Genomic DNA, 22,960 nt, shown 5'->3' on the forward strand with positions numbered 1-22,960 from the left:
CCGCGTCGATCTCCACGGCCACGTCCGGATCACCGCCGGCGTGCGACACCTCGCCCCGCGGCCACCCCGCCCCGCGCACGTCTCCGGCCGGCCGGCCCGACGCGACCGGCCCGCCCACGGACCCCGACTCCGCCGGTGAAGCGCCCGCATCAGCACCCGCCGCCCGAGGCTCGCCCTCGGCCCCCGCCGCAGCTGCCTCCATGAACGGCCCGGCGAAGGGCCCGGCGTCCGAGCGCGCATCGGCACCCGAATCCGACGAGGCGTCCGAGCGGGAGCCGGCGGCCGAGTCCGGAGCAGCGTCCGAGGGCGAAGCGGGCGGGGCCGGATCGGGCACGGCGTCGGCGGGGCGGCGGGCCGAGGCGAGCGGGTCCGGGTTCAGCGCCGCCTGAATCGCCTCCGCCGTGCGGCGCCCGATGCCGGGCACCTCCGCGATCTCCTCCAGGGTCGCGGCCTTCAGCCGTTTGAGCGACCCGAAATGCCGCAGCAGCGCCTTGCGGCGGATCTCGCCGAGGCCGGGCACCGAGTCGAGCGACGAGGCCGTCATGCGCTTCGAGCGCTTCTGCCGGTGGTACGTGATGGCGAAGCGGTGCGCCTCGTCGCGGACGCGCTGCAGGAGGTACAAACCCTCGGAGGCCCGGGGCAGGATCACCGGGAACTCGTCCTCCGGCAGCCACACCTCCTCGAGGCGCTTGGCGAGGCCGCAGACGGTGATGTCGTCGATGCCCAGATCCAGCAGCACCTGCGCGGCCGCGTTGACCTGGGGCTGGCCGCCGTCGACGACGACGAGCTGGGGCGGGTAGGCGAACTTGCGCGGCCGCCCGGTCGTCGGGTCGATGCCGGGGCGGGACGGGTCGGTCTCGGCGGCCTCGTCGATCTCGACCTTGGCGTCGAGGTAGCGGGCGAACCGCCGCCGCAGCACCTCGGAGATCGCGGAGACGTCGTCGGTGTCGCCGTTGATCGCGAACCGCCGGTATTCGCTCTTGCGCGACAGCCCGTCCTCGAACACCACCATGCTCGCGACGACGTCGGTGCCCTGGATCTGCGAGATGTCGTAGCACTCGATGCGCAGCGGCGCGGTCGGCATCGCGAGCGCCTCGGCGATCTCCTCGAGGGCCTTGCTGCGCGTGCTCAGGTCGCCGGCCCGGCGCAGCTTGTGCTGCTGCAGCGCCTGCTCGGCGTTGCGCGCCACGGTCTCGGCGAGCGTCTTCTTGTCCCCGCGCTGCGGCACCCGGATCGACACGCGGCTGCCCCGCAGCCGGGTGAGCCAGTCGGCGAGCGCGTCGACGTCGGCCGGCAGCTCCGGCACGAGCAGCTCGCGAGGCAGGTCGGCGGCCTCGGCCCCGGCCTCGCTGCCGTAGATCTGCGTGCAGAAGTGGTGCACGAGATCGCCCGGGGTCAGATCCTCGGTCTTCTCCACGATCCAGCCGCGCTGGCCGCGCACCCGCCCGCCGCGCACGTGGAAGACCTGCACCGCGGCCTCGAGCGGGTCGTCGGCGAACGCGACCACGTCGGCGTCGGTGCCGTCGCCGAGCACGACGGCCTGCTTCTCCATGGCCCGCCGCAGCGCCCCGAGGTCGTCGCGCAGCCGCGCGGCGCGCTCGAAGTCCAGCTCGTCCGAGGCCTGGTACATCTCCCGCTCGAGCTGCTTGACCATGGTGTCGGTCTTGCCGGCCATGAAGTCGCAGAAGGCCTCGACGATGGCGCGGTGCTCGTCCTCGCTCACCCGGTCGACGCACGGGGCCGAGCACTTGCCGATGTAGCCCAGCAGGCACGGCCGGCCGATCTGCCCCGCGCGCTTGAAGACGCCGGACGAGCACGTGCGGGCCGGGAACACCCGCAGCAGCAGGTCGAGCACCTCGCGGATGGCCCAGGCGTGGGCATACGGCCCGAAATAGCGCACGCCCTTGCGCTTGGCCCCGCGCATCACCTGCAGCCGCGGATACGCCTCGTCGAGCGTGACGGCGAGATAGGGATAGCTCTTGTCATCGCGATACCGGACGTTGAACCGCGGATCGTAGGCCTTGATCCAGTTGTACTCCAGCTGGAGCGCCTCGACCTCGGTGCCGACGGTCACCCAGTCGACCCGCGCCGCCGTGGTGACCATCTGCTGGGTGCGCGAGTGCAGCGTCCACAGGTCGGCGAAGTAGCTGCTGAGCCGTTGCCGGAGGCTCTTGGCCTTGCCCACGTAGATGACCCGGCCGGACGGGTCGTAGAAGCGGTAGACACCCGGGGTGTCCGGAATGGTCCCCGGTGCTGGTCGATACGTGGACGGGTCAGGCACGCTTCGAGACTATCCGGGGGGTACGACAGAAAATCGGGGGCCGGTCGCGCGGACCGGCCCCCGATCGGGTCACGCCGTGATGTAGATGTCGTCGCCCTCGAAGCGGAGCTTCTTCTCCTGCAGCGGGGCGGTCGCCGGCGGGTTGGTCGCGGATCCGTCCGCGGCCGAGAACGTGCTGCCGTGGCACTTGCAGTTGATGTTGTTGTTCGCCACGTCCGTGACCACGCACTGCTGGTGGGTGCAGATCGCCGTGAAGGCCTTGTACGTCCCGGACTCCGGCTGCGTGATGACCGTCCCGCCGTCGTCGGAGACGATCTTGCCCCCGCCCACCGGGATGTCGGCCTTCTTCGCGATCGGGCCACCGGGGCTGGAGCCGGAGCCGGAGCCGGCAGTGCTGTCCGATCCACCCTTGTCGTCTCCGCAGGCGGCCAGGACGGACGCGGCCGTCACACCGGCCGCCCCGGCGAGTACCGCGCGGCGGGTCGTCTCACTCATCAAGCTCCTCCAATGGTCGTGTGCCCGCGGGCTGCGGCCAGAGATACACCGAGCATGGAGGATACGGTTCAATGCTCAACAAAAACTGTGAATCCGGCACCCAAACCGCAATCGAGACATCACGCAGAGCGACGATCACGCGCGGACGACGTACCCGCTCTTGACGCCCACCTTGACGGTCTTGAGGCCGCTCGGCGTGGGCCCGTCGACCTTGGAGCCGTCGGAGACCTTGAACTTCGAGTTGTGCCGCGGGCACATGATGATCGGGTTGCCGTCGAAGGGCGGATCGACGATCGCGCCCTGGTGCGGGCAGGCCGCGTCGTACGCCTTGAACGACCCCTTCGCCGGCTGCACCACCAGCACCGTGTCCTTGACGATCACGCCGCCGCCGACCGGCACCTCGCCCACGGCGACCAGCGCGTTGGCCGGCACCTGGGCCCCGGCGTCGCCGCCCGGGCCGCTGTCGTCGAACGGGTTCCCGCCGGTCGTGGCGGGCGCGGCGGGCGCGCTCGAGCCGGCCGGATTGCCGCCGGCGCCCGGCGCGGGCTCGTCCCCGCCGCCGCAGCCGGCCAGCACGGCGATGCCCATCGCACCCGCACCCAGCAGCAGCGTGCGCCGGGCGGCGCAGAGGTTGAAGACGTCCTCGCCTGGCACGTGGTTCCTCCTGAGGTCAGCCTCGCCAGCGGCCACCGTAGCAGCGCCGCCTGGGTGTCCACGCCCGCCCTCGAAACCGGCCGAACCGACATATCTCCTGGCGGGGTATAAATCCGATATGTCGCGGCGCGGAGCGCCCGACATATCGCAAACGGCCCCGGAGCACCGCCCCGGGGCCGTTCACAGCAAACACTCAGCCCTTGGCCGCCGCCTTCTTCGCCGCCGTCTTGCGCGGCGCCGCCTTCTTCGCAGCGGCGGCCGCCTTGACCGGCGCGGCCTTGGCCGGAGCAGCCGCCTTGGCCGCAGCCTTGGCGGGAGCCTTGGTGGGGGCCGCAGCCTTGGCCGTCTTCCGTGGCGCGGCGACCGGCTTGGCCCCGTTGGCCTGCGCCGCCCGGTCGCGAGCCGCCGAGTCGCCGCCGGCCTCGCCCGGCAGCCCCAGCGTGTGCCGCAGGAACTGCCCCGTGTAGCTCTCCGGCAGCTCCGCGATCTCCTCCGGCGTCCCGGCGCCGACGACCGTCCCGCCCTTGTGACCGCCCTCCGGCCCCATGTCGATGATCCAGTCCGCGGCCTTGATGACGTCGAGGTTGTGCTCGATGACGATCACCGTGTTGCCCTTGTCCACGAGGCCCTGCAGCACGATCAGCAGCTTGCGGATGTCCTCGAAGTGCAGGCCGGTGGTGGGCTCGTCGAGCACGTACACCGTCCGCCCGGTCGAGCGCTTCTGCAGCTCCGAGGCCAGCTTCACCCGCTGGGCCTCGCCGCCGGAGAGGGTCGGCGCGGGCTGGCCGAGGCGCACGTAGCCGAGGCCGACGTCGACCAGGGTCTTCAGGTGGCGGTGGATCGCCGGGATGGCCTCGAAGAAGCCCTCGGCCTCGTCGATCGGCATGTCGAGCACCTCGGCGATGGTGCGGCCCTTGTAGTGCACCTCGAGGGTCTCCCGGTTGTACCGCGCGCCCTTGCACACCTCGCAGGGGACGTACACGTCGGGGAGGAAGTTCATCTCGATCTTGATCGTGCCGTCGCCCGCGCACGCCTCGCAGCGCCCGCCCTTGACGTTGAAGGAGAAGCGGCCCGGGCCGTAGCCGCGCACCTTCGCCTCCGTCGTCTCCGCGAAGAGCTTGCGGATGTTGTCGAAGACGCCGGTGTACGTCGCCGGGTTGGACCGCGGCGTGCGCCCGATCGGCGACTGGTCCACCCCGACGACCTTGTCGACGAGGTCGAGCCCGGAGATGCGGGTGTGCCGCCCCGGCACCAGCCGCGCGCCGTTGACCGTGTTGGCCAGCACCGCGTGCAGGATGTCGTTGACCAGCGTGGACTTGCCGGAGCCGGAGACGCCGGTGACCGCGGTGAGCTGGCCCAGCGGGAACGGCACCGTCAGGTTGTGCAGGTTGTGCTCGCGTGCGCCGACCACCACGAGCTCGCGGCCGGGCGTGCGGGGCCGGCGGATCTGCGGCGTCGGGATGCTGCGGCGGCCGGAGAGATAGGCCCCCGTCACCGACTCCTCGGTCGCCACCAGCCCCTCGTACGGCCCGCTGTGCACGACCTTCCCGCCGTGCTCGCCGGCGCCGGGCCCGATGTCCACGATCCAGTCGGCGGTGCGGATGGTGTCCTCGTCGTGCTCGACCACGATGAGCGTGTTGCCGAGCTTCTTGAGCCGCACCAGGGTCTCGATGAGCCGGTGGTTGTCCCGCTGGTGCAGGCCGATGCTGGGCTCGTCGAGCACGTAGAGCACGCCGACCAGGCCGGAGCCGATCTGGGTGGCGAGCCGGATGCGCTGGGCCTCGCCGCCGGACAGCGTGCCGGCGCCCCGGTCGAGCGAGAGGTAGTCCAGGCCGACGTCGACCAGGAAGCGCAGCCGGGCGTTGATCTCCTTGAGCACCCGCTCGGCGATCATCTTCTGCCGGTCGGTGAGCTCCATCGCGCCGAGCAGCTCCGCGCACTCGCCGACGGACAGGTTGCACACGTCGGCGATGCTGCGCCCGGCGATCGTCACCGCGAGGATCTCGGGCTTGAGCCGGGTGCCGCCGCAGGTGCCGCAGGGGACGTCGCGCATGTACCCCTCGTACTTGTCCCGCGACCAGTCGCTCTCGGTGTCGGCGTGGCGCCGCTCGATCCACTGCACCACGCCCTCGAAGCCGGTGTAGTAGGAGCGCTCGCGGCCGTACTTGTTGCGATACCGCACGTGGACCTGGTCCTCGGAGCCGTGCAGGATCGCCTTCTGGCCCCGCGACGACAGCGCCCGCCACGGGGTGTCGAGCGTGAAGCCCTCCTCGTCGCCGAGCGCCTCGAGCAGCCGCAGGAAGTAGTCCAGCGTGTGCCCGGTGGCCCAGGGCGCGATGGCACCCTCGCGCAGCGTGCGCTCCGGGTCCGGGATGATCAGCTCCGGGTCGACCTCTTTCTTGGTGCCGATGCCGGTGCAGTCGGGGCAGGCCCCGTAGGGCGCGTTGAACGAGAACGACCGGGGCTCGAGGTCCTCGATCGACAGCGGGTGCTCGTTGGGGCACGCGAGATGCTCGGAGAACAGCCGCTCGCGGTGCTCGTCGTCCTCGGGCAGGTCGACGAACTCGAGGATGACGATGCCGGCGGCGAGCTTGAGCGCGGTCTCCACCGAGTCGGTGAGCCGCTGCTTGGCCGTCTTCTTCACCGCGAGCCGGTCGACGACCACCTCGATGGTGTGCTTCTCCTGCTTCTTGAGCTTCGGCGGCTCGGTCAGCGGGTGCACGACGCCGTCGATGCGCGCCCGGGCGTAGCCCTTGGACTGCAGCTCGGCGAAGAGGTCGACGTATTCGCCCTTGCGCCCCCGCACCACCGGCGCGAGCACCTGGAACCGGGTGCCCTCCTCCATGGCCAGGACGCGGTCGACGATCTGCTGCGGCGTCTGCTTGGTGATCAGCTCGCCGCAGACGGGGCAGTGCGGCTCGCCGACGCGCGCGTAGAGCAGCCGCAGGTAGTCGTAGACCTCGGTGATGGTGCCGACCGTCGAGCGCGGGTTGCGCGAGGTCGACTTCTGGTCGATGGAGACCGCCGGGGACAGGCCCTCGATGAAGTCCACGTCGGGCTTGTCCATCTGGCCGAGGAACTGCCGCGCGTAGGACGACAGCGACTCCACGTAACGCCGCTGACCCTCGGCGAAGATCGTGTCGAACGCCAGGCTCGACTTGCCCGAGCCGGAGAGCCCGGTGAACACGATCATCGCGTCGCGCGGCAGGTCAAGACTGACGTCGCGGAGGTTGTGCTCCCGTGCGCCACGGATGATCAAGCGGTCGGACATGCTTCCCCTTGGCAGTATTCGTCCGGTTGGAACACCGTCCCGGTGCCAGCCGACAACTCTAGCCAGGGGGTATGACATTTTTGGCCGCCGCCCGCGCGAGGGGACCTCGAACGGGGGAAGCGGCCCAGCTAGCCCCGGGCCGGACGGCGGCGCTCGCGGCTTTCGCGACGCACCCGGCGTACCGCTGCCAGCTTCTGCTCTTTTTGCAGTTTCTGCCAGCTCGCGTATCGGCGCGGGCTCAGCTCGCCGTCCTCGACGGCCGCCCGCACGGCGCATCCGGGCTCGTCAGCGTGGCGGCAGTCCTGGAACCGGCAGCTTTGGGCGAGCAGCGTCACATCCGTGAACGCCCGGTCGAGGCCGGCCACCGTGTCGAACATGCCGACCAGCCGGACACCGGGCGTGTCCAGCACCGCGCCGCCCTCCGGCATCGGGATCAACGCCCGATATGTGGTCGTGTGCCGCCCGCGTCCGTCTGTGCGCAGGGCGCGCGTCTGCATCACCGGCGCCCCGGCGAGCGCGTTGACGAGGCTCGACTTGCCCGCGCCGGACTGCCCGAGCAGCCCGAGCGTGCGGCCGTGCGCGACGAGCGGGCGCAGCGCGGCGAGGCCGAGCCCGGTCCGCGCGCTGACCGCGTGCACCGCGACGCCCGAGGCCCGGCCCGGCATCTGCGCGGCGATCGCCTCGGGATCGGCGGCCAGATCGGATTTCGTCAGTACCAGATGCGGCTGTGCCCCTGACTCCCACGCAAGCGCCAGCAGGCGTTCGATGCGCCCGAGGTCGGGCGACGGGTCGACGGGCTCGACGACCGCGACGGCGTCGACATTGGCCGCGAGCACCTGCCCGAACGACTCCTCGCCGGCCGTCGCGCGGACGATGGCGGTGCGTCTGGGCAGTACCGCCTCCGCCGTCAGCCGCCCGTCCGGCCAGTCGCGCACGACCAGCCAGTCCCCCGCGCACGGCAGCGCGCCGGGGTCGCGCACGGCCCGGGCGAGCAGTCCACCGGCCACGCTGGCGCGCACGGGTCCGCCCGCCGTGAGCGCGGTGCAGACACCACGGTCCACGCGGCTCACCCGCGCGGGCCGCTGCCCGGGCACGGCGAAGGGCCCGAAGGCCTCGGCGAAGCCGTCGTCCCAGCCGAGGGCCGACAGATCGATACTCACGGTAGTCCTTCCAATCCGAACGGACGTTCGGAAACCCACGGTAGGTAGCGCGTCCGCAACGCGAAACCGAATATCGGGGCTATGGTCGGGGACGTGCTCCCCTCGCATGTCTTGGCCGGTGCCGTCGGACTCCGCCTCGAGCGGGCCGATGTGCAGTGGCACGTCTCCCCCGGGCAGGACGACTCGCTGATGCGGTTCTGGCTCACCTTCGGCGGCGCGTGCTACGGCTTCCACGTCGGCGCCGAGGACGAGATCCTGGACGTGATCGTCGAGGAGCGCGGGATCGACGCCGACATGGGCATCTACGGCCGCCTGGAGGTGCGCTCGGCGGCGGGCGCGGACCCCGCGGCGTTCGCGGTCGGGCAGCGGCTGGTCGTGGTGCATGATCTTTTCGCGGGGTACCTCGGCAAGCCCATCGGCGCCCGCCTGTCCTTCGAGTCCGTGGACCTCAGCGTCGCCGACTGGGAGGACGAGCTGCACTGGGCCGTCGGCGACCTGCCGCCCGCGGTCGGGGTGCGGCAGCGATAGTGTGGAGCGCGTGACCGCCGATCCGCTGGTCCTCACCCCCGAGCTCGAGCGCGCCACCGAGCGCCTGCTCGCCACCGTCGAGTCCCTGTCCCTGGACGAACCCTCCCTGTGCGCCGGCTGGACGAGGGGTCACGTGGTCACCCACCTGGCCCGCAACGCCGATGCCTACGTCAACCTCCTGACGTGGGCCCGCACCGGGACGCGCACCCCGGCGTACGCGAGCCCCGAGGCCCGCGAGGCCGACATCGAGGCGGGCGCTCCCCGCCCGCCGTCGGTCCAGCTGGCCGACCTGGCCGCGTCCGCCACCCGCCTGTCGACAGCGATCGACGCGATGCCGCCCGAGGCGTGGTCCACGGTCGTGACCATGCCCTCCGGCACCGAGATCCCCGCCGCCCGCCTGGTCTGGTCCCGCCTCTGCGAGGTCGAGCTGCACCACGTCGACCTGGACGCGGCGTACCGACCGGCCGACTGGCCCGAGGCCTTCCCCCTGCGCCTCCTACACGACCCGGCCACTCCGCGCGCGGCCACCCTGGAGGCCCCCGACGGCACCGTCCTGCTCGCCGTCCCCGGCGCCGCGACCGTGCGCGGCCCGGTCCACGCGCTCGCCGCCTGGCTCACCGGCCGCGGCGACGGCGCCGAACTGACCGGAGCACTGCCCGACCTGGAGGCCTGGAAATGAGCACCGGACTCGAGATCTCGTCCATCTCCGTGGGGCCGATGGACAACAACGCATACCTCCTGCGCTGCCGGGCCGACGGCGACGCGGTGCTGATCGACGCCGCCAACGACGCCGAGCGCCTGCTGCGGTTCATCGAGCCGGGCGGCATCCGCGCGGTGGTGACCACGCACCGCCACCGGGACCACTGGTTCGCGCTGCAGGACGTGGTGGACGCGACCGGCGCCCAGTCCCTGGCCCACCCCGCGGACGCCCCCGAGATCCCGGTCGTGACCGGCCACCTGCACGAGGGCGACACCCTCCACGTCGGCGACTGCGCCCTCTCCGTCATCCACCTCGTGGGGCACACGCCGGGGTCGATCGCCCTGTACTACGCGGGCGAGGGCGGCCACCTCTTCACCGGCGACAGCCTCTTCCCGGGCGGCGTGGGCAACACGCACGGCAACAAGGCCGACTTCGACTCGCTCATCCACGACGTGACCACGAAGCTCTTCGACCGCCTCGACGACGGCGTGACCTTCTATCCCGGCCACGGCAAGAAGTCCACGATCGGCGCCGAGCGCCCCTCCCTGGAGGAATGGCGCGCCCGCGGCTGGTGAGCGCATCGGTACGACAGCCAGCGACTGGTATACCACACGGTAGACTGCACAGTATGAGCGCCACCACGATCAAGGTCGACTCCGCCATCCGAGATCGGCTGGCCGCTCTGGCGCGCAAGCGTGGCACCACCATGGGCGCCCTTCTCGCCGAGGCCACCGAAACCCTGGAGCGTCAAGCGTTCTTCGAGCACGCACGGCAGCAACTCGAACGACTTCGCGACGAGGAGCCCGACGCCTGGGCAGCAGACCGGGCCGAGTCGCGATCGTGGCAGGCCGGCACGAATCGTGACGCACTGCGCGCCCCCGACGAGGCCGGCTGGTGGGAGTGAGCGACATCCGCACCGGCGACATCTGGCTTGCCGAACTCGATCCCACGCTAGGGCACGAGCAAGGCGGCCGGCGGCCGGTCGTCGTGGTGTCGTCGAACGGGCTCAACACGCTGCCGATCAATATGGCGATCGTGGTCCCGCTCACCAGCCACGACCGCGGCCTGGTGACCCAGCCGGCGATCGACGGCGGCCGCGGCTCGGGGCTCCGCCGGGTCAGCTTCGCGCGGCCGGAGGACCTGCGATCCATCGACACCGGCCGCCTGCAGCGCCGGCTGGGTCAGGTCAGCACCGACGAGCTGACGGAGATCCGCAAGGTGATGCGGTACTTCCTCGACCTCTGAGGTTGTTGCGAGGTCACGTTCCATCCGGGCCACGGCAAGAACTCCACGATCGGCGCCGAACGCCCGTCTGCTCGCCGCCCATGGCGACTCGCCGTTCGACAGCCCCCACACCGCGGCGATCACTACCTCGCGCACGAGTCCTCTCACAGCCCCGTCCGACGTGCCTCGGCAAATCGGACTGCACGGCTGTTGCGCGAGTACGGCGTTCCTTAGCGCGCAATCCGCGTATATCGCACCACCCGAGGGGTGGTGTTTCCGCCGATCCGTGCCCGGGAAGGCCACGTCGCGAGCGCCCCGTTCCGCCGCGTACACGGTGACGGCCGCGCACTTCGGGCGGCCGTGGAATCCATTCGAGTCCGGCCGTCCGAATCAGGCGATCCATTTACAGGAAAGGCACGTACAGTCGTGAGGTTCGCAGTCAAGGCGGTCGTCTGCGCGGCAGTGGCCGCACTGGCCGTCGGAGCGTTCGCTCCGGGCGCCAACGCCAATTCGACGGACGATTGGTTCTCCGGCCTGGCGTTCATCAACAGGTTCAAGAATACCGACGTCATCGCATCGACCGTGCCGGCAAACGGCGACGTCAACCCGTACGGCGTGGCGGTGGTCCCCGTCAGCAAGGACAAGTTGCGCACGGGCGAGGTACTGGTCAGCAACTTCAACAACGCCGACAACAAGCAGGGCCTCGGTACGACGATCGTACAGATCAGCCGCGACGGCCACGTCAGTCTCTTCGCGCAGATCGACGCCGGCAAGTTGCCCGGCGACTGCCCGGGCGGGGTCGGACTGACCACGGCGCTCGTCGTGCTCCGTACCGGCTGGGTCATCGTGGGCAGCCTGCCCACCGCGGACGGCACCTCCGCGACCGCTCAGGCCGGCTGCCTGATCGTGCTCGACAGCAAGGGAACGGTCCGCGAGACGTTCGCCGGACGCGGCATCAACGGCCCGTGGGACATGACCGCACGCGACAACGGCGCGTCGGTCGACCTCTTCGTCACCAACGTCCTCAACGGGATCGTCGGCGGCCAGCCACCCACCACGAACCAGGGAACCGTGCTGCGCCTGTCGCTGAAGGTCGAACGGAACGATCCCCCGCAGCTGCGCGACGTCACCACCATCGGCTCCGGATTCACGGAGCAGACCGACCCGGACGCGCTGATCATCGGTCCGACCGGGGTCGGCCTCGGCTGGGACGGCACCCTGTACGTCGCCGACACCGTCAACAGCCGCATCGCGGCCATCCCGAACGCGGTCCTGCGCAAGAACAGCGCGGGCACCGGCAAGACCGTCACGGAGGGCAACCACCTGTCGGGTCCGCTCGGGCTGGCGATCGCCCCGAACGGCAACATCCTCACGGTGAACGGCGGCGACGGGAACATCGTCGAGACCAGCCCGCTGCTCAGGCGGCAGATCGCGTTCCGCACCCTCGACGATCTCGGCGCCGGCGCCCTGTTCGGTCTCGCCGTCGCACCGCTCGGCCTCGGCGTCTACTTCGTCGACGACACCGACAACCAGCTTCAACTGCTGCACTGATCCGGCGAACCGCGCGCCCCGCACCGGCGAGGCGCGCGGTTCACCTTGAGCCAACATGAGTCAGCTCATGACCACCGCCGGCTATCGATTCCAGAGCGACCTCACGGCTGGTAGCTTGTGCGCCCATGACCGCGACCGCGAAGCCCGTGTATCTGCTGGACTTCATGCCCGACGACTGGCGCGAGGCGGTCGCGCCGCACGTCGACGCCGGTGTCGTCGCCGCGCTGTCGTCGTTCGTCGTCGAGGAGTACCGCTCCGCCGTGGTCTACCCGCGCAAGCAGGACATCTTCGCCGCGTACCGGCTGTGCTCGCTCGCGGACACCCGGGTCCTCATCCTCGGCCAGGACCCGTACATCCGGCCGGGGCAGGCCCACGGGCTCAGCTTCAGCGTGCCGCCCGGCGTCCCGGTCCCGCCGTCGCTGCGCAACGTGTACCAGGAGATGCGCGACGACCTCGCGGTGGAGCCGCCGCCGTCCGGCGATCTGACCGCGTGGTGCCGGCAGGGCGTGATGCTGCTCAACGCGGTGCTGACCGTCCGCGCCGGCACCTCCAACTCGCACAAGGGGCGCGGCTGGGAGAACATCACCGACGCGACGATCCGGGCCCTGAACGACAAGGCGGACCGGGTCGTGTTCGTGCTGTGGGGCGCGGCGGCGAAGGCGAAGGCGCCGCTGGTGACGAACGCCCGGCACGTCGTCCTGCGAGCCGGGCACCCCAGCCCGATGAACCCGGCCGGCTTCCTGGGCAGCCGCCCGTTCAGCCGGATCAACGCGGCGCTCGCGGCGGCCGGGACGACGCCGGTGCGCTGGTCCCCCGCGATGCCACGGCAGTGAGCGACCGCCGGGACGACGCCGGTGCGCTGGTCCCCCGCGATGCCACGGCAGTGAGCGACCGCCGGGACGACGCTGGTCCGCTGATCCCCCGCGATGCCACGGCAGTGAGCGACCGCCGGGAAGATTGACCCGCCGGGATGCGTTGCACCGCGTGTCCATCATGAGCTCGGCTCGCGGGGCGGCCATGGTCATCACGCTCGTCATCGACACGTTCGGCGTCGCGAACAACGGCACCACGATCTCGGCCATGCGCTTCGCCGAGACGCTCGTGGCGCGGGGGCACACCGTGCGCGTGGTCGCGTGCGGCGAGGCGGCGGCCGGGTCGCGCGTCGAGTTCCACCGGGTGCCGGAGCTCGTGGTGCCGATCGCGAGCCGGTTCGCGCACCGCCAGCACACGCTCTTCGCCAAGCCCGTCCGCGCGACGCTCGTCGCCGCGATCGCCGGGGCCGACGTCGTGCACATCTACCAGCCGTGGCCGCTCGGGCGGGCGGCCGAGCGCGTCGCCCGGCGGCTCGGGGTGCCGGCGATCGCGGCGTTCCACATCCAGCCCGAGAACATCACGTACAACATCGGGCTGGGCCGGTTCCCGCCCGCCGCCCATCTCGTGTACCTCCTGCTGCGCCTGCTGTTCTATCGGCGCTTCACGGACATCCACTGCCCGTCGACGTTCATCGCGGCGCAGTTGCGCCAGCACGGGTACCGGGCCCGCTTGCACGTCATCTCCAACGGCGTCGGCGGCGCGTTCCGGCCCGGTCCGGCCCGCGAGCGCGCGCCCGGCGAGCCGTTCCGCATTCTCATGGTCGGGCGCCTCTCCCCCGAGAAGCGCCAGGACGTGCTCATCCGGGCCGTCCGCCGATCGCGCCACGCCGGGTGCGTCGAGGTCACCTTCGCCGGGCACGGGCCCCGCGAGGCGCGGCTGCGGCGGATGGCGGCGCGGCTCCCGGTCCCGGCGCGGTTCGGCTACCACGGCCAGGCGGAGCTGGTCGACCTCATCCAGCACGCGCATTTGTACGTGCACGCCTCCGACGTCGAGATCGAGGGCCTGTCCTGCATGGAGGCGTTCTCGTGCGGGCTCGTCCCGGTGATCTCGGACAGCCGGCGCAGCGCCACCGGGCAGTTCGCGCTGGAGCCGGCCAACCTGTTCCGGGCCGGCGACCCGGCCTCGCTGGCCGAGCGGATCGACGCCTGGATCGAGGACCCCGAGGCCCTCGCCGCCGCGTCGCGCACGTACGCGCGCTACGCCGAGCTGTACACGGTCGAGCGCAGCGTCAAGGCGATCGAGCGCGTCTACGACCGGGCGGGCCGCGCGTGGGAGGCGCCCTCGGGGTACAGCGGCCGGGTCTTCCGCCTGGTGTCGAACGCCTTCTACTACGCGGTCGCGATCCCGCTGCTGTTCCTGTGGACCCGCGTCATCCTGGGCGTGCGCACGGAGGGCGAGAAGCGGCTCCCCCGCACCGGCGGGGCCCTGACCATCTGCAACCACGTGCACCTGCTGGACAGCGTGCTCGTCGGCCTGGCGGTCTTCCCGCGCCGCCCCGTCTTCACCGCCGCCCCGATCAACCTGGAGAACCGCTGGTACGGCGGGCTCGTGCGGCTCCTGGGCGGCATCGCGGTGCCGCGCACCCCGGCGGGCCTGCCGGCGTTCTTCTCCGAGCTGCAGCTGTTCCTGGCGCAGGGACGGATCGTGCACTTCTTCCCGGAGGGTGAGCTGCGGCCGTACGACACCGGTCTTCGCGATTTCAAACAGGGCGCATTCCACCTGGCGGCGCAGGCCCGCGTGCCGGTCGTGCCGCTGTCGATCCGCTTCCGGCCGCCGGCGGGCCCGGCCCGGCTGCTGCGCCGCAAGCCCACGATGGTCATCGTGATCGGCGAGCCCATCGTCGCGACGCTGACCGACCCGCGCGCCGACCGCCGCATCCGCATGGAGCAGGCGCGCCGGACCATGCACGATCAGATCACCCGCGCGGCCTGACCCCCGAGCCCGTCCGGGACGGGCCAGCCCAGCCGCTCGAGCAGCACCGCGAGCTTGCGATCGAGCTCGACCCCGACCGCCGCGATCTCCGGTATCCCGAACGACGCGAACTGCCGGCTGGGCTGCTCGATCGCGAACCGCACCGCCTCCCCCTCCGCCTGCGAGATGACCGTCCGCAGCGGCGCGTGGAGCATCGCGGCCGGGTCGTGCCGATACATGCGCTCGGCGAGCAGGTGATTGCCCATGAGGTACACGCGGCAGCGCGCCGGGTTCCCCGCGATCCCCATGAGCCGGTCGGCCGCGAACCGCCAGTAGATCAGAAACCCGTTCACGGCGACCCGGTCCGTGAGCGTCCTGACCTGCTCCCAGTCGGCGAGCCCCTCGATCTCGCCGGCCGGATATCCCGGAACGGCCGCCTCGTACCGCGCGACGGCCTCGTCAAACGATGCGCCGACCTCGATCACGAGCCGGCGAGCTTCCCACGTCACCGCCGTGCGCTACCCCGGCTCGGCGAGCGAAACCCCGAAGCGCTCATCCCTCCAGTTCGGCGAGGAGCTGCCGGATGTAGAGGTCGACCTGGTCCCGGCGGTAGCCACGCGGCGCCGTCGGCAGGTCGGCCTGGCGCAGGGCGGCCAGGGCGGCGGCAGGGCCGGAGCCCCCAGCCTCACCGAGCGCGCGATGGACGCGGACGAGCAGCAGGTCCACGAGGTCGGCGCGGTACCCGGGCATCGCGTACCCGAATTCGACCGGCGGCTCGGGCCGCCCCGCACCGGCGCCCACCGGCGCGCCCGGTACCGCGGCGGCGGGCGCTCGCCGGCGCAGCCGCGGCGCGGCGATGCCCATCACCACGATGCCGGCGGCAACCAGGACCGGCGGCAGCAGCCCGCGGCGGTAGTCGCTGACCAGGCCCGTGCCGGTGACGACCCGCTCCGGGTCGTCGCGGTCCACGTACACCGTGATGATGTCGCCCTTGGCCACGCCGGCGTCGTCGGAGGTGGTGCCGAGCCCGACGCGGTGGGTCACGCCGTCGATCTGGTAGGCGACCCGGACCCAGGCGCCGCCGGTCCTCGCGCCGCCCCAGGTGCCGACCTGCTCGACGAGGGCCGGGACGGGCACGCCCTCGCGCACCCGCCGGTCCGGGCCCGTGTACCAGTCCACGGCCGCGACGATCCCGAGCAGGAGCAGCGCGGCCCCGGCGATCAGGAACCCGAGCGCCACGCGCCGCATGGGCCGCCTCCGCTAATCGTCGTCCTCGCCGTCGACCGGCGTCCAGGGACCCTTCTGGTCATGCTCATCCTGCACCAGCTGGCCGGCGGCGCTCAAAATCGTCCCGCCCGCGGACGCGAACACGTCCATGTACTTCTCGATGCGCTTGTACCACCCGCTGCGAACGGTCTTGACCACGTACTTCCCGTCGACCTTGGTGAACGTGCGCTCGAAGGCCACCTCCCCCTGCCGGATCAGCCGGGTCACGAACATGTCGGCCATCTTCCCGGTCAGGCCCCCGGTCAGCTGGCCGGCCTTGGGCAGGGAGAGGCCGCCGAACAGGACGCCGAGGCCGGCGGTGATCACCGTGACGATGGCGTCGAAGATCTTGCCGAGAATGACCTGGGCGAGCGCGACGAGCAGGTTGAGCACGAGGCTCACGACCGCGCAGAAGGAACAGACGAACCCGGGGATGAGGCCGAGGATGTTCGAGACGAGGTTGCCCCAGTACTCGACCTGCTCGGCCGCCCACTTGAGCCACGACGGAATCTGGGGCTTCGCCGGGGGCTTCGGCTTCGCCGGCTGCTTCGGGTCCTGCTTCGGGTCCTGCTTCGGCGGCTGCTTGCACTTGGTGTCGTACTGCGTGCACCGCGGCGCAGGCGGCGGCGTCTTGCCGGCGTGGCAGGACGGGTTGCCCCGGCACGGATCGTCGGCGCAGTCCTCGTCGCCGCGGCAGGTCGACCGCCCGGAGGCGTCGTGCGCGGTCGTCGGGTTGTTCGCGGCGTACCCGTACCCGTTGGTCTGCTGCGGATCGTCGAACTGGAAGATCGGGTCGCGGCTGATGAAGCGCCCGGTCGTCGGGTCGTACTCGCGCGCGCCGAGGTGCGTCAGGCCGGTCCCGTCGCGGGTGCCACCCACGAACCCGCGCGAGTTCGGCCAGGCCGGGTCGGCTCCGCGCGGGTTGCCGAACGGGTCGAGCTTGCGGCGCGTGGCGGTGAGGTCGCTGGCCTTGACCGCGAGCACCGCGGTGCGGTGCAGGTCGCCGCTGAGCCAGGTCAGGCCGGCCGAGGTGCGGCTGGCGACGGTCTGCCCGGCCGCCCGGTAGTACCGCATCCCGGTGAGGTTCCCGCCGGCCAGCCGCACCTCGAAGTCGCCGAGGTAGGCCGTGGCGCCGGACGGATCCTTGGCCACGAGGCGGTTGCCGTTCGCGTCGTAGATGTAGCTGGTGACGCCGTTGCTGTCGGTGACCGAGCTCAGCAGCCCCTCGGCGTCCCACGCCAGCGTCTGGGCGGGCCGGCCGGCGACCGTGCGGCTGGTCATGTTGCCGGTCGCGTCGTAGCCGAAGGTGTCGCTGCCGGTGGCGGAGCCGCTGCGCTGGACGTTGCTCAGCGTGTGGACCTGCCCCGTGGCCGGGTAGGTGTACGCCCGGTTCAGGTCGCCGCTCGCCGAGTGGACGACCTCGTTCGAGCGCCCGCCCGCGCTGTTGTAGGCGTAGCTGCTCCAGTAGGCGTCCGCGCCCCCGACCACCGGCTGCGTCGGCGTGGCCTGGCAGGCGGCGGCGGTCGTCGTCCACGCCTCGGTGAGCTGCTGCAGCGCGTCGTAGTTGAAGCACTGGCTCGGCGCGGGTGACGCGGCCGACGTCTCCTTGACGCTCTTGAGGTTGCCGGCGTTGTCGAAGCCGTACTGCTCGGTGAGCCGCTCGTCCCAGTTGGTGGTCACGGACTGGTTCTGGGTCTCGGTCGAGGTGGTCGTCGGCCGTCCGGTGGCCTCGTCGATGAGCGTGGTCTGGCGGACCTTCTTCGTCCCCGAGCCGAGGACGCGCTGGGTCACCGCGCCGAGGCTCGTGTACGTGGTGGCGGCGACGTACGGGTCCTGCCCGCCGACGGTGAGCAGCCGGCCGGTGTCGTCGTAGCCGTAGGAGACGGTCTCGGCGGCCAGGTCGATGCCGACCGCCGGGTAGGTGTTCGACGCGACCGATCCGTCGGCGTTGTAGGCGGTGCCGGCGGTGTACATCCCGCTCGGCAGGCCGGCCGCGAGCGGGATGCCGATGGTCACCGACAGCGGGTGGTAGCCGTCGTCGTAGGAGCCGACGGTCGAGGTGTACGCGTCGCTGCCGACGTACCGCGTCGTGGAGGTGAGCTGCCCCTTCTGCAGGGTGTCGTACTCCCACGCCGCCCGCTTGAAGCCGCTCGTGCCGACGCCGTCGTAGGCGCCCGTCTTGCGGCCGGCACTGTCGTACTTGTACGAGATGCTCCCGCGCGCGTCGGTCTGTGTGGTCAGCAGGCCCGTGTCGTCGTAGACGAAGGTGGTGCCGCCCTTGTCCGGGTCGCTGGTGGAGGTGATGCGGCCGCGCTTGTCGAAGACCCGCGTCCACTGCGCCGAGCTCGGGTCGATGACCTTGGTGAGGCGGCCGAGCTGGTCGTAGACGTACGTGGTGGCCCGGTAGTCCGTGCCGTTCGGCGGGGCGCCGGTGAGGAACTGCCGCAGCTCGATCAGGTTGCCGTTGACGTCGGTACGGCGCAGGGTCGCGGTGCCGCCGGCCGGGGGCAGGGTCCAGCTGCGGTCCCCGTCGTAGCCGGTGGCGGTGTGCCACTGCTGCACGTTCGACGAGTAGAGCGCGTCATCCGTCAGGCGCTCGTGGAAGTCGTACGCGTACCGGTGCTGGTTCTTGATGCCGGAATCGGTGTCGGCGAAGGACAGCAGCGTCCCGCCCGGAGCCGTGCTGTTCCAGAACACGGTCTGCTTCGCGGTGAGGCCGCGCGCGTCGTAGACGGTGTCGGTGACGATGCGCCCGCCCTTGGCCTGCGCCGCGGGCTCCTGCTGCTGCCGGGTCCGCAGCCGCCCGTCGTAGAGCTGGTGGCTGACGATCTGGTTGCCGTTGGGCCCGAGGACCTTCGTGACGACGTCGTTCGGGACGCTGCCGCTCACCGTGTACGCGTACTCGATGTCGGGCACGGCGAGGCTCGGGTTGTGCGGCTTGTACACCTTCGTCAGCCGGCCCAGCGGGTCGTACTGCGCGGTGGTCGTCTTCAGGTTGGCGTCCACGATGGACACCACGGACCCGTGGCCGGGCTCGAACCCGGTGGTGACCTTGTGGCCGAGGCTGTCGGTGGAGCTCGACGCCGTCACCGGCCCACCGGTCACCGGCGTGTAGGCGATCGTCGTCTGCAGGGCGTCGAGCGCGTCGTACTGGTTCAGCGGCCGCCCGTACGGGTCGTACGTGCTGCGGCTGTCCTGCGTCCAGGACAGCGTGGTGCCGGTGACGCTCGCCAGCGCGTTGACCTTCGTCGCCAGGCCCGCGGTCGGGGCGGCGCCGACGGTGGTGCCGGTGTCGTACAGGGTCTGGGTGCCCTGCAGGTAGTTGTTCGGGCCGGGGGTCGTCGCGCAGTCCGTCACGACGACCTGCGACGGGAAGTTGATGAGGTACTTCGTCGCCGTGTCGTTGTGCGCGTAGTCGGTGTGGGTGCAGACGTTGTCGTCGTTGTTGCCGAGCTCGTTCCAGTCCTTCACGTCGGTCGGCAGGCCGTAGCCGTCGAAGGACTTGTCCTCGTGGCTCCAGCGCCACTTGCCGGTCGCGGCGACCCAGGTGGCGGTCTTGGTCTGGTTCTCGCGGGTGATGAACGCGTACAGCGTCGCCGCCGGGTTGACGATCGCGGCCCGCGAACCCGTCTGCGGCGTGGTGTACCGATGCACCGTGACGGCGTCCACGGCTCCGCCGTTCATCGTGTAGCTCGCCCGGATCTGGCCGTTGAGCGCCTGATGGTCCTGGGTGCGGCCGACCCATTTCTGGCTCAGCGCGCCGGTGCAGTTGTTGATGACGAGCACCTGGTTGTAGGCCGCGGTCGCCCCGGCGTCGAGGCACCGGCCGGAGGGGACGCCCTTGAGGCTGCCATCGGCCTGCGCCACCCACTGCTGCGCCGCGGACTGGTTGCACGGGTAGAGCTGCACCGGGGTCCCGGCCGCCGTGAGGCCGTTGGCCACGTCCAGGCACTTGCCGGAGCCCGGGTTGACGACCGTGCCGTCGCGCTGCAGTTGCCACGTCTGGTTCGCGGGGTTGACGCCGCACATCTGGTTCTGGATCTGCGCCGCGTCCGCCGTGCTCGCCGCGACCGCGCACCGCACCGCCTGCGACTGCACCCACTCGCCCTTGCCCGTGGGCATCCACACCTGGTTCCACTGCGCCGCACAGTCGTAGATCTGCATCGTGCCGCCGCCGGCGATGTTCGTCCCGGCCACGTCCAGGCACTTGCCCGAGTTCGGGTTCTTCATCGTGCCGTCCGGCTGGCGCAGCCACCGCTGGGCCGCACCGCCGTTGCAGGTGTACAGCCACACCTGCGTGCCGTTCGCGGTGCCGCTGTTCTTCACGTCGACGCACTTGCCGGTGATCGGGTTCAGCAGCGCGTTCGGATACGGGTAGCTGGACAGGCCCGGCGGCACGTGCAGCCACTGCTGCCACGGCAGGTTGTTGCACGCCACCGTCTGCAGCGTCGTCCCGTCCGCGTTCACCCCGTTCATGATGTCGAGGCAGAGCCCGCCGTTGCCGGGGCCGCCACCGCCGGAGAGGCCGACCGGGACCTCCTCGGCCTGCTGCAGAGCGTCCAGGGTGTACGTCGGGCGCTGGCCGAACAGCGTGCCCGTCTCGTTGCCGTCCTTCTTCGCGTCCGCGTTCAGCCCGCGGTGGTACACGGTCCTGCTGACGGTCTGCTGCCCGCTGACCGCGCCGTCGGTGACGGTCACGGTCGGGTAGCCTCGCCAGTCCGCCCAGGAGGTGAGGTTCACGCTGGCCATGTCGACGTCGTCGTGCGCCCACAGCGACGTGTCGCTGGAGCCGTCCAGCGAGTAGTCGTAGGACGTCACCTCGTCGGGCGAGCCGCCGGTGAGGTCCTGCTCGGTGACCGAGCCGACCACGTACTTGTTGAACCAGCCCCAGCCGGCCGGCGCCGCCGGCGGCTTGTAGTACTGCGGGAAGCACCGGTACGGGTTGCTGTCGTCGTTGATCTTCGGCCAGCCGTTCGTGCAGTCCGTCGGCAGGTAGCTGACGACGGTCTGCCCGCCGACGCCGTTGGCCACCGTCTCCAGGCGGTAGTGGATGAACGGCGCCATCCCCAGCGAGGCGCTCCAGTCGGTGCGGTTCTCCTTCGCCGTGTACGTGAAGGTGACGGCCGGCTCCGCCAGCGCCGTGACCCCGTCGGCGGCGTAGCCGGTGTGGGTCAGCGCCGTGAGGGCGAGGTTCGGCGGGGTCATGTTGTTCGGGTCGGACAGGAACGTCTGGTCCATGTCCCACTTGTCGACGTTGCGGTACGCCGAGCCCGAGCGCACCTGCGTGGTCACGGACGACATCCGGTACCGCGTGAAGTGCATCGGCGCGAGCGCGTTCGCGCACGAGGAGGCGCCCAGGTCGCAGTAGAGGTCCATCGGGGTATCGGCGTAGCCGGAGGTGTGCCAGTTGCAGTTGTTCCAGCACCGCTCGCTGTAGCCGAACAGCACCTGCGTCGGCGCCGCGGCCGAAGCCTCCGAGCCCGCCCGGGTGCCGTACTCGATCCGCTCCAGCCGCGCCGAGAGGTCGTACGGCTGCACCGACGTGTTGTTCTTCGCCCCGTAGGAGCCCAGGAACTTCGAGTAGAAGTACGTCATCGAATTCCCGCGCGGGTCCACGACGTAGTCGAGGTTCCAGCGGTATGCCTGCTGGCACATGTTCCCCGGGCTGGTGTTGCACGGCTCCCCGGTGGCGTTGCCGACCACCGGCTCGGTCTGCACCGAGGCGGTGTCCGCGGTGTCCCCGACGTAGCGGTGCAGCTTGCCGAAGTAGTACTGGGTGCCGTCGGTCGCGGTGACCTTCCAGTACTCGCCGTTGACCGCGTTGTTGTGGGCCGAGGTCGAGTCGTAGACCTGCTCGACCCGCCACTTGTCGTCGATGCTCGTGTGCCAGCCGTTGGCGTCCTTGACGAGCCGCACCGAACGGCCGCCGAGCACCATCGTCATCGAGTCGCCGGAGACCCAGCACATGTCGTTCGACGTGCCGCCGTCGTCGACACAGGAACGGAAGGCGCGCTCGACGTACCCGGCGCCGGACATCTCCCAGCCCTCGCCGACCACGGAGGACTGGCCCGTCTTCGCGGCCGTCTTCGCGTCCACGCTGCCGGAGGAGTAGTTGAACGCCAGATCCGGCGCGGGACCGCCCAGCGAGGCCGGCGCCTTGATCGGATAGCTCAGGGTGAAGTCGCCGCCCGCGGTGCCCGACGCCCAGGAGTACGCCGGCGAGAGGTCGGTCGCCGTCCACTGCGCGCTGCCGGACGAGCCGTCGCTCGAGGATGCGATCGCCAGGATCGTCGCGGCACCGCCGACCGGCACCGACTGCGCGGTCAACGTCCGGGCCGCGGTGTCGTTCACCGCCGTCACCGGCGTCTGCGCCTGGCACTGCCGGGCCGACGGCGTCGTCAGCGCGCAGGCGGGCAGCGATACCAGCCGCAGCCGCGACGCGTAGTCGGCGCCGTAGCCGTTGGCGAACTGCGCGTAGCTCACCGTCAGCCCGACGCTCGCCCGCTCGGCCCGGCCGTCCGAGCGCGACACCCGCAGGACGACGCCGTGCACGCCGGCGGCGGTGGCCACGCCCTGATCGGCGACCGTCACCCGCACCGGCACCCGGCCCGCCGCCGACAGTTCGGCCCGCGTCCGCGGCGCCGCATCCGCGTTCCCGTCGCCGGTCACCCGCACCGGCAGACCGCCCGGCTGCACGCCGGCGCCGCCACTGTCGGTGTCGGCCGACCCGGCGACGGGCCAGGAGGACGGCGGCGCGTCGTGGGTGCGCCGGGCGTTGGAGTCGGTGCGGATCGGTTCTCTGGCCGGGACCTTCGACACCGGCACCGACCGCGAGGGCGCGCCGGCCTCGTCGCCGATCCCCCGTTTCGGCGCGGCGTGCGCCGGAATCCCGGTGAGCAGCATGGTGACCAGGGCGAGCGACGTTCCGGTGACGACCGCGGAGAATCCGCGGGGGCGCCAGGAGCGCAGCCGGATGCGAGCAGCAGCAGACATCGATACCCCCGTGTTGGTGAGATGCCGTGTTGCAACGCGGAACGCTACTGGCG

At 71.3% G+C, this 22,960-nt stretch carries 14 protein-coding genes and 2 pseudogenes; 8 read left to right on the top strand and 8 right to left on the bottom strand.

Translation table 11 applies throughout. The features are described from left to right. Positions 1–346 precede the first annotated feature (346 nt). From uvrC to rsgA, 5 genes and pseudogenes are all read right to left on the bottom strand, one after another. Positions 347–2,281 (bottom strand): annotated as a pseudogene (uvrC, locus tag AC6JBM_RS34425) (excinuclease ABC subunit UvrC); the annotation flags it as partial. Positions 2,282–2,350: 69 nt separating this feature from the next. Next, entirely contained in the window at positions 2,351–2,776 is a 426-nt protein-coding gene (locus AC6JBM_RS34430; protein WP_497978149.1) for a Rieske (2Fe-2S) protein, read from the bottom strand. A 135-nt stretch (positions 2,777–2,911) separates the two neighbouring features. After that, a complete protein-coding gene (locus tag AC6JBM_RS34435) occupies positions 2,912–3,430 on the bottom strand; it encodes a Rieske (2Fe-2S) protein (protein ID WP_497978150.1) in 519 nt (172 codons plus the stop codon). Positions 3,431–3,734: 304 nt separating this feature from the next. Next, a pseudogene (uvrA, locus tag AC6JBM_RS34440) lies at positions 3,735–6,701 on the bottom strand (excinuclease ABC subunit UvrA); the annotation flags it as partial. A gap of 128 nt (positions 6,702–6,829) precedes the next feature. Then, positions 6,830–7,861 (bottom strand): ribosome small subunit-dependent GTPase A, encoded by a 1,032-nt coding sequence (gene rsgA / locus AC6JBM_RS34445; RefSeq protein ID WP_497978151.1) that lies wholly within the window; start codon positions 7,859–7,861, stop codon positions 6,830–6,832. A 93-nt stretch (positions 7,862–7,954) separates the two neighbouring features. Here rsgA and AC6JBM_RS34450 point away from each other — a divergent pair, with 93 nt between their 5' ends. The 8 genes from AC6JBM_RS34450 (at position 7,955) to AC6JBM_RS34485 (ending at position 14,669) form a co-directional block, all read left to right on the top strand. Next, a complete protein-coding gene (locus tag AC6JBM_RS34450; protein ID WP_497978152.1) occupies positions 7,955–8,389 on the top strand; it encodes a hypothetical protein in 435 nt (144 codons plus the stop codon). A 10-nt stretch (positions 8,390–8,399) separates the two neighbouring features. After that, a complete protein-coding gene (locus tag AC6JBM_RS34455; RefSeq protein WP_497978153.1) occupies positions 8,400–9,068 on the top strand; it encodes a maleylpyruvate isomerase N-terminal domain-containing protein in 669 nt (222 codons plus the stop codon). Further along, the gene (locus tag AC6JBM_RS34460; protein ID WP_497978154.1) at positions 9,065–9,664 is read left to right on the top strand and encodes an MBL fold metallo-hydrolase; all 600 of its coding nucleotides are present in this window, start codon (positions 9,065–9,067) and stop codon (positions 9,662–9,664) included. Before AC6JBM_RS34455 ends, AC6JBM_RS34460 begins: the two co-directional genes overlap by 4 nt. 53 nt (positions 9,665–9,717) lie before the next feature. After that, on the top strand, positions 9,718–9,993 hold the full coding sequence (locus AC6JBM_RS34465; RefSeq protein ID WP_497978155.1) for a hypothetical protein: 276 nt from the start codon (positions 9,718–9,720) through the stop codon (positions 9,991–9,993). Further along, positions 9,990–10,334 (top strand): type II toxin-antitoxin system PemK/MazF family toxin, encoded by a 345-nt coding sequence (locus tag AC6JBM_RS34470; protein ID WP_497978156.1) that lies wholly within the window; start codon positions 9,990–9,992, stop codon positions 10,332–10,334. The genes AC6JBM_RS34465 and AC6JBM_RS34470 overlap by 4 nt, the downstream gene beginning before the upstream one ends. A 246-nt stretch (positions 10,335–10,580) precedes the next feature. Next, the gene (locus tag AC6JBM_RS34475; protein WP_497978157.1) at positions 10,581–11,864 is read left to right on the top strand and encodes an NHL repeat-containing protein; all 1,284 of its coding nucleotides are present in this window, start codon (positions 10,581–10,583) and stop codon (positions 11,862–11,864) included. A 125-nt stretch (positions 11,865–11,989) separates the two neighbouring features. After that, positions 11,990–12,697, top strand: a complete 708-nt coding sequence (locus tag AC6JBM_RS34480; RefSeq protein ID WP_497978158.1) for a uracil-DNA glycosylase — start codon at positions 11,990–11,992, stop codon at positions 12,695–12,697. A 160-nt stretch (positions 12,698–12,857) separates the two neighbouring features. Next, entirely contained in the window at positions 12,858–14,669 is a 1,812-nt protein-coding gene (locus AC6JBM_RS34485) for a glycosyltransferase (protein ID WP_497986574.1), read from the top strand. Here AC6JBM_RS34485 and AC6JBM_RS34490 read toward each other — a convergent pair. The 3 genes from AC6JBM_RS34490 to AC6JBM_RS34500 are packed head-to-tail and all read right to left on the bottom strand — an operon-like array spanning position 14,648 to position 22,907. After that, positions 14,648–15,157, bottom strand: coding sequence for a DUF302 domain-containing protein (locus AC6JBM_RS34490; RefSeq protein WP_497978159.1), 510 nt, complete (start codon positions 15,155–15,157; stop codon positions 14,648–14,650). The two genes, AC6JBM_RS34485 and AC6JBM_RS34490, sit on opposite strands and share 22 nt — an antisense overlap. 43 nt (positions 15,158–15,200) lie before the next feature. After that, a complete protein-coding gene (locus AC6JBM_RS34495) occupies positions 15,201–15,896 on the bottom strand; it encodes a DUF3592 domain-containing protein (RefSeq protein WP_497978160.1) in 696 nt (231 codons plus the stop codon). A 12-nt stretch (positions 15,897–15,908) separates the two neighbouring features. After that, a complete protein-coding gene (locus AC6JBM_RS34500) occupies positions 15,909–22,907 on the bottom strand; it encodes a ricin-type beta-trefoil lectin domain protein (RefSeq protein ID WP_497978161.1) in 6,999 nt (2,332 codons plus the stop codon). Positions 22,908–22,960: the final 53 nt, after the last annotated feature.

The sequence above is a fragment of the Dactylosporangium thailandense genome (assembly GCF_059739745.1).

Bases quoted from the DNA above. Each gene is read 5' to 3' on its own strand.
- AC6JBM_RS34480 (WP_497978158.1), top strand. From the start codon at position 11,990: ATGACCGCGACCGCGAAGCCCGTGTATCTGCTGGACTTCATGCCCGAC.
- AC6JBM_RS34460 (WP_497978154.1), top strand. From the start codon at position 9,065: ATGAGCACCGGACTCGAGATCTCGTCCATCTCCGTGGGGCCGATGGAC.
- AC6JBM_RS34495 (WP_497978160.1), bottom strand. From the start codon at position 15,896: ATGCGGCGCGTGGCGCTCGGGTTCCTGATCGCCGGGGCCGCGCTGCTC.
- AC6JBM_RS34430 (WP_497978149.1), bottom strand. From the start codon at position 2,776: ATGAGTGAGACGACCCGCCGCGCGGTACTCGCCGGGGCGGCCGGTGTG.
- AC6JBM_RS34465 (WP_497978155.1), top strand. From the start codon at position 9,718: ATGAGCGCCACCACGATCAAGGTCGACTCCGCCATCCGAGATCGGCTG.
- AC6JBM_RS34500 (WP_497978161.1), bottom strand. From the start codon at position 22,907: ATGTCTGCTGCTGCTCGCATCCGGCTGCGCTCCTGGCGCCCCCGCGGA.
- AC6JBM_RS34485 (WP_497986574.1), top strand. From the start codon at position 12,858: ATGAGCTCGGCTCGCGGGGCGGCCATGGTCATCACGCTCGTCATCGAC.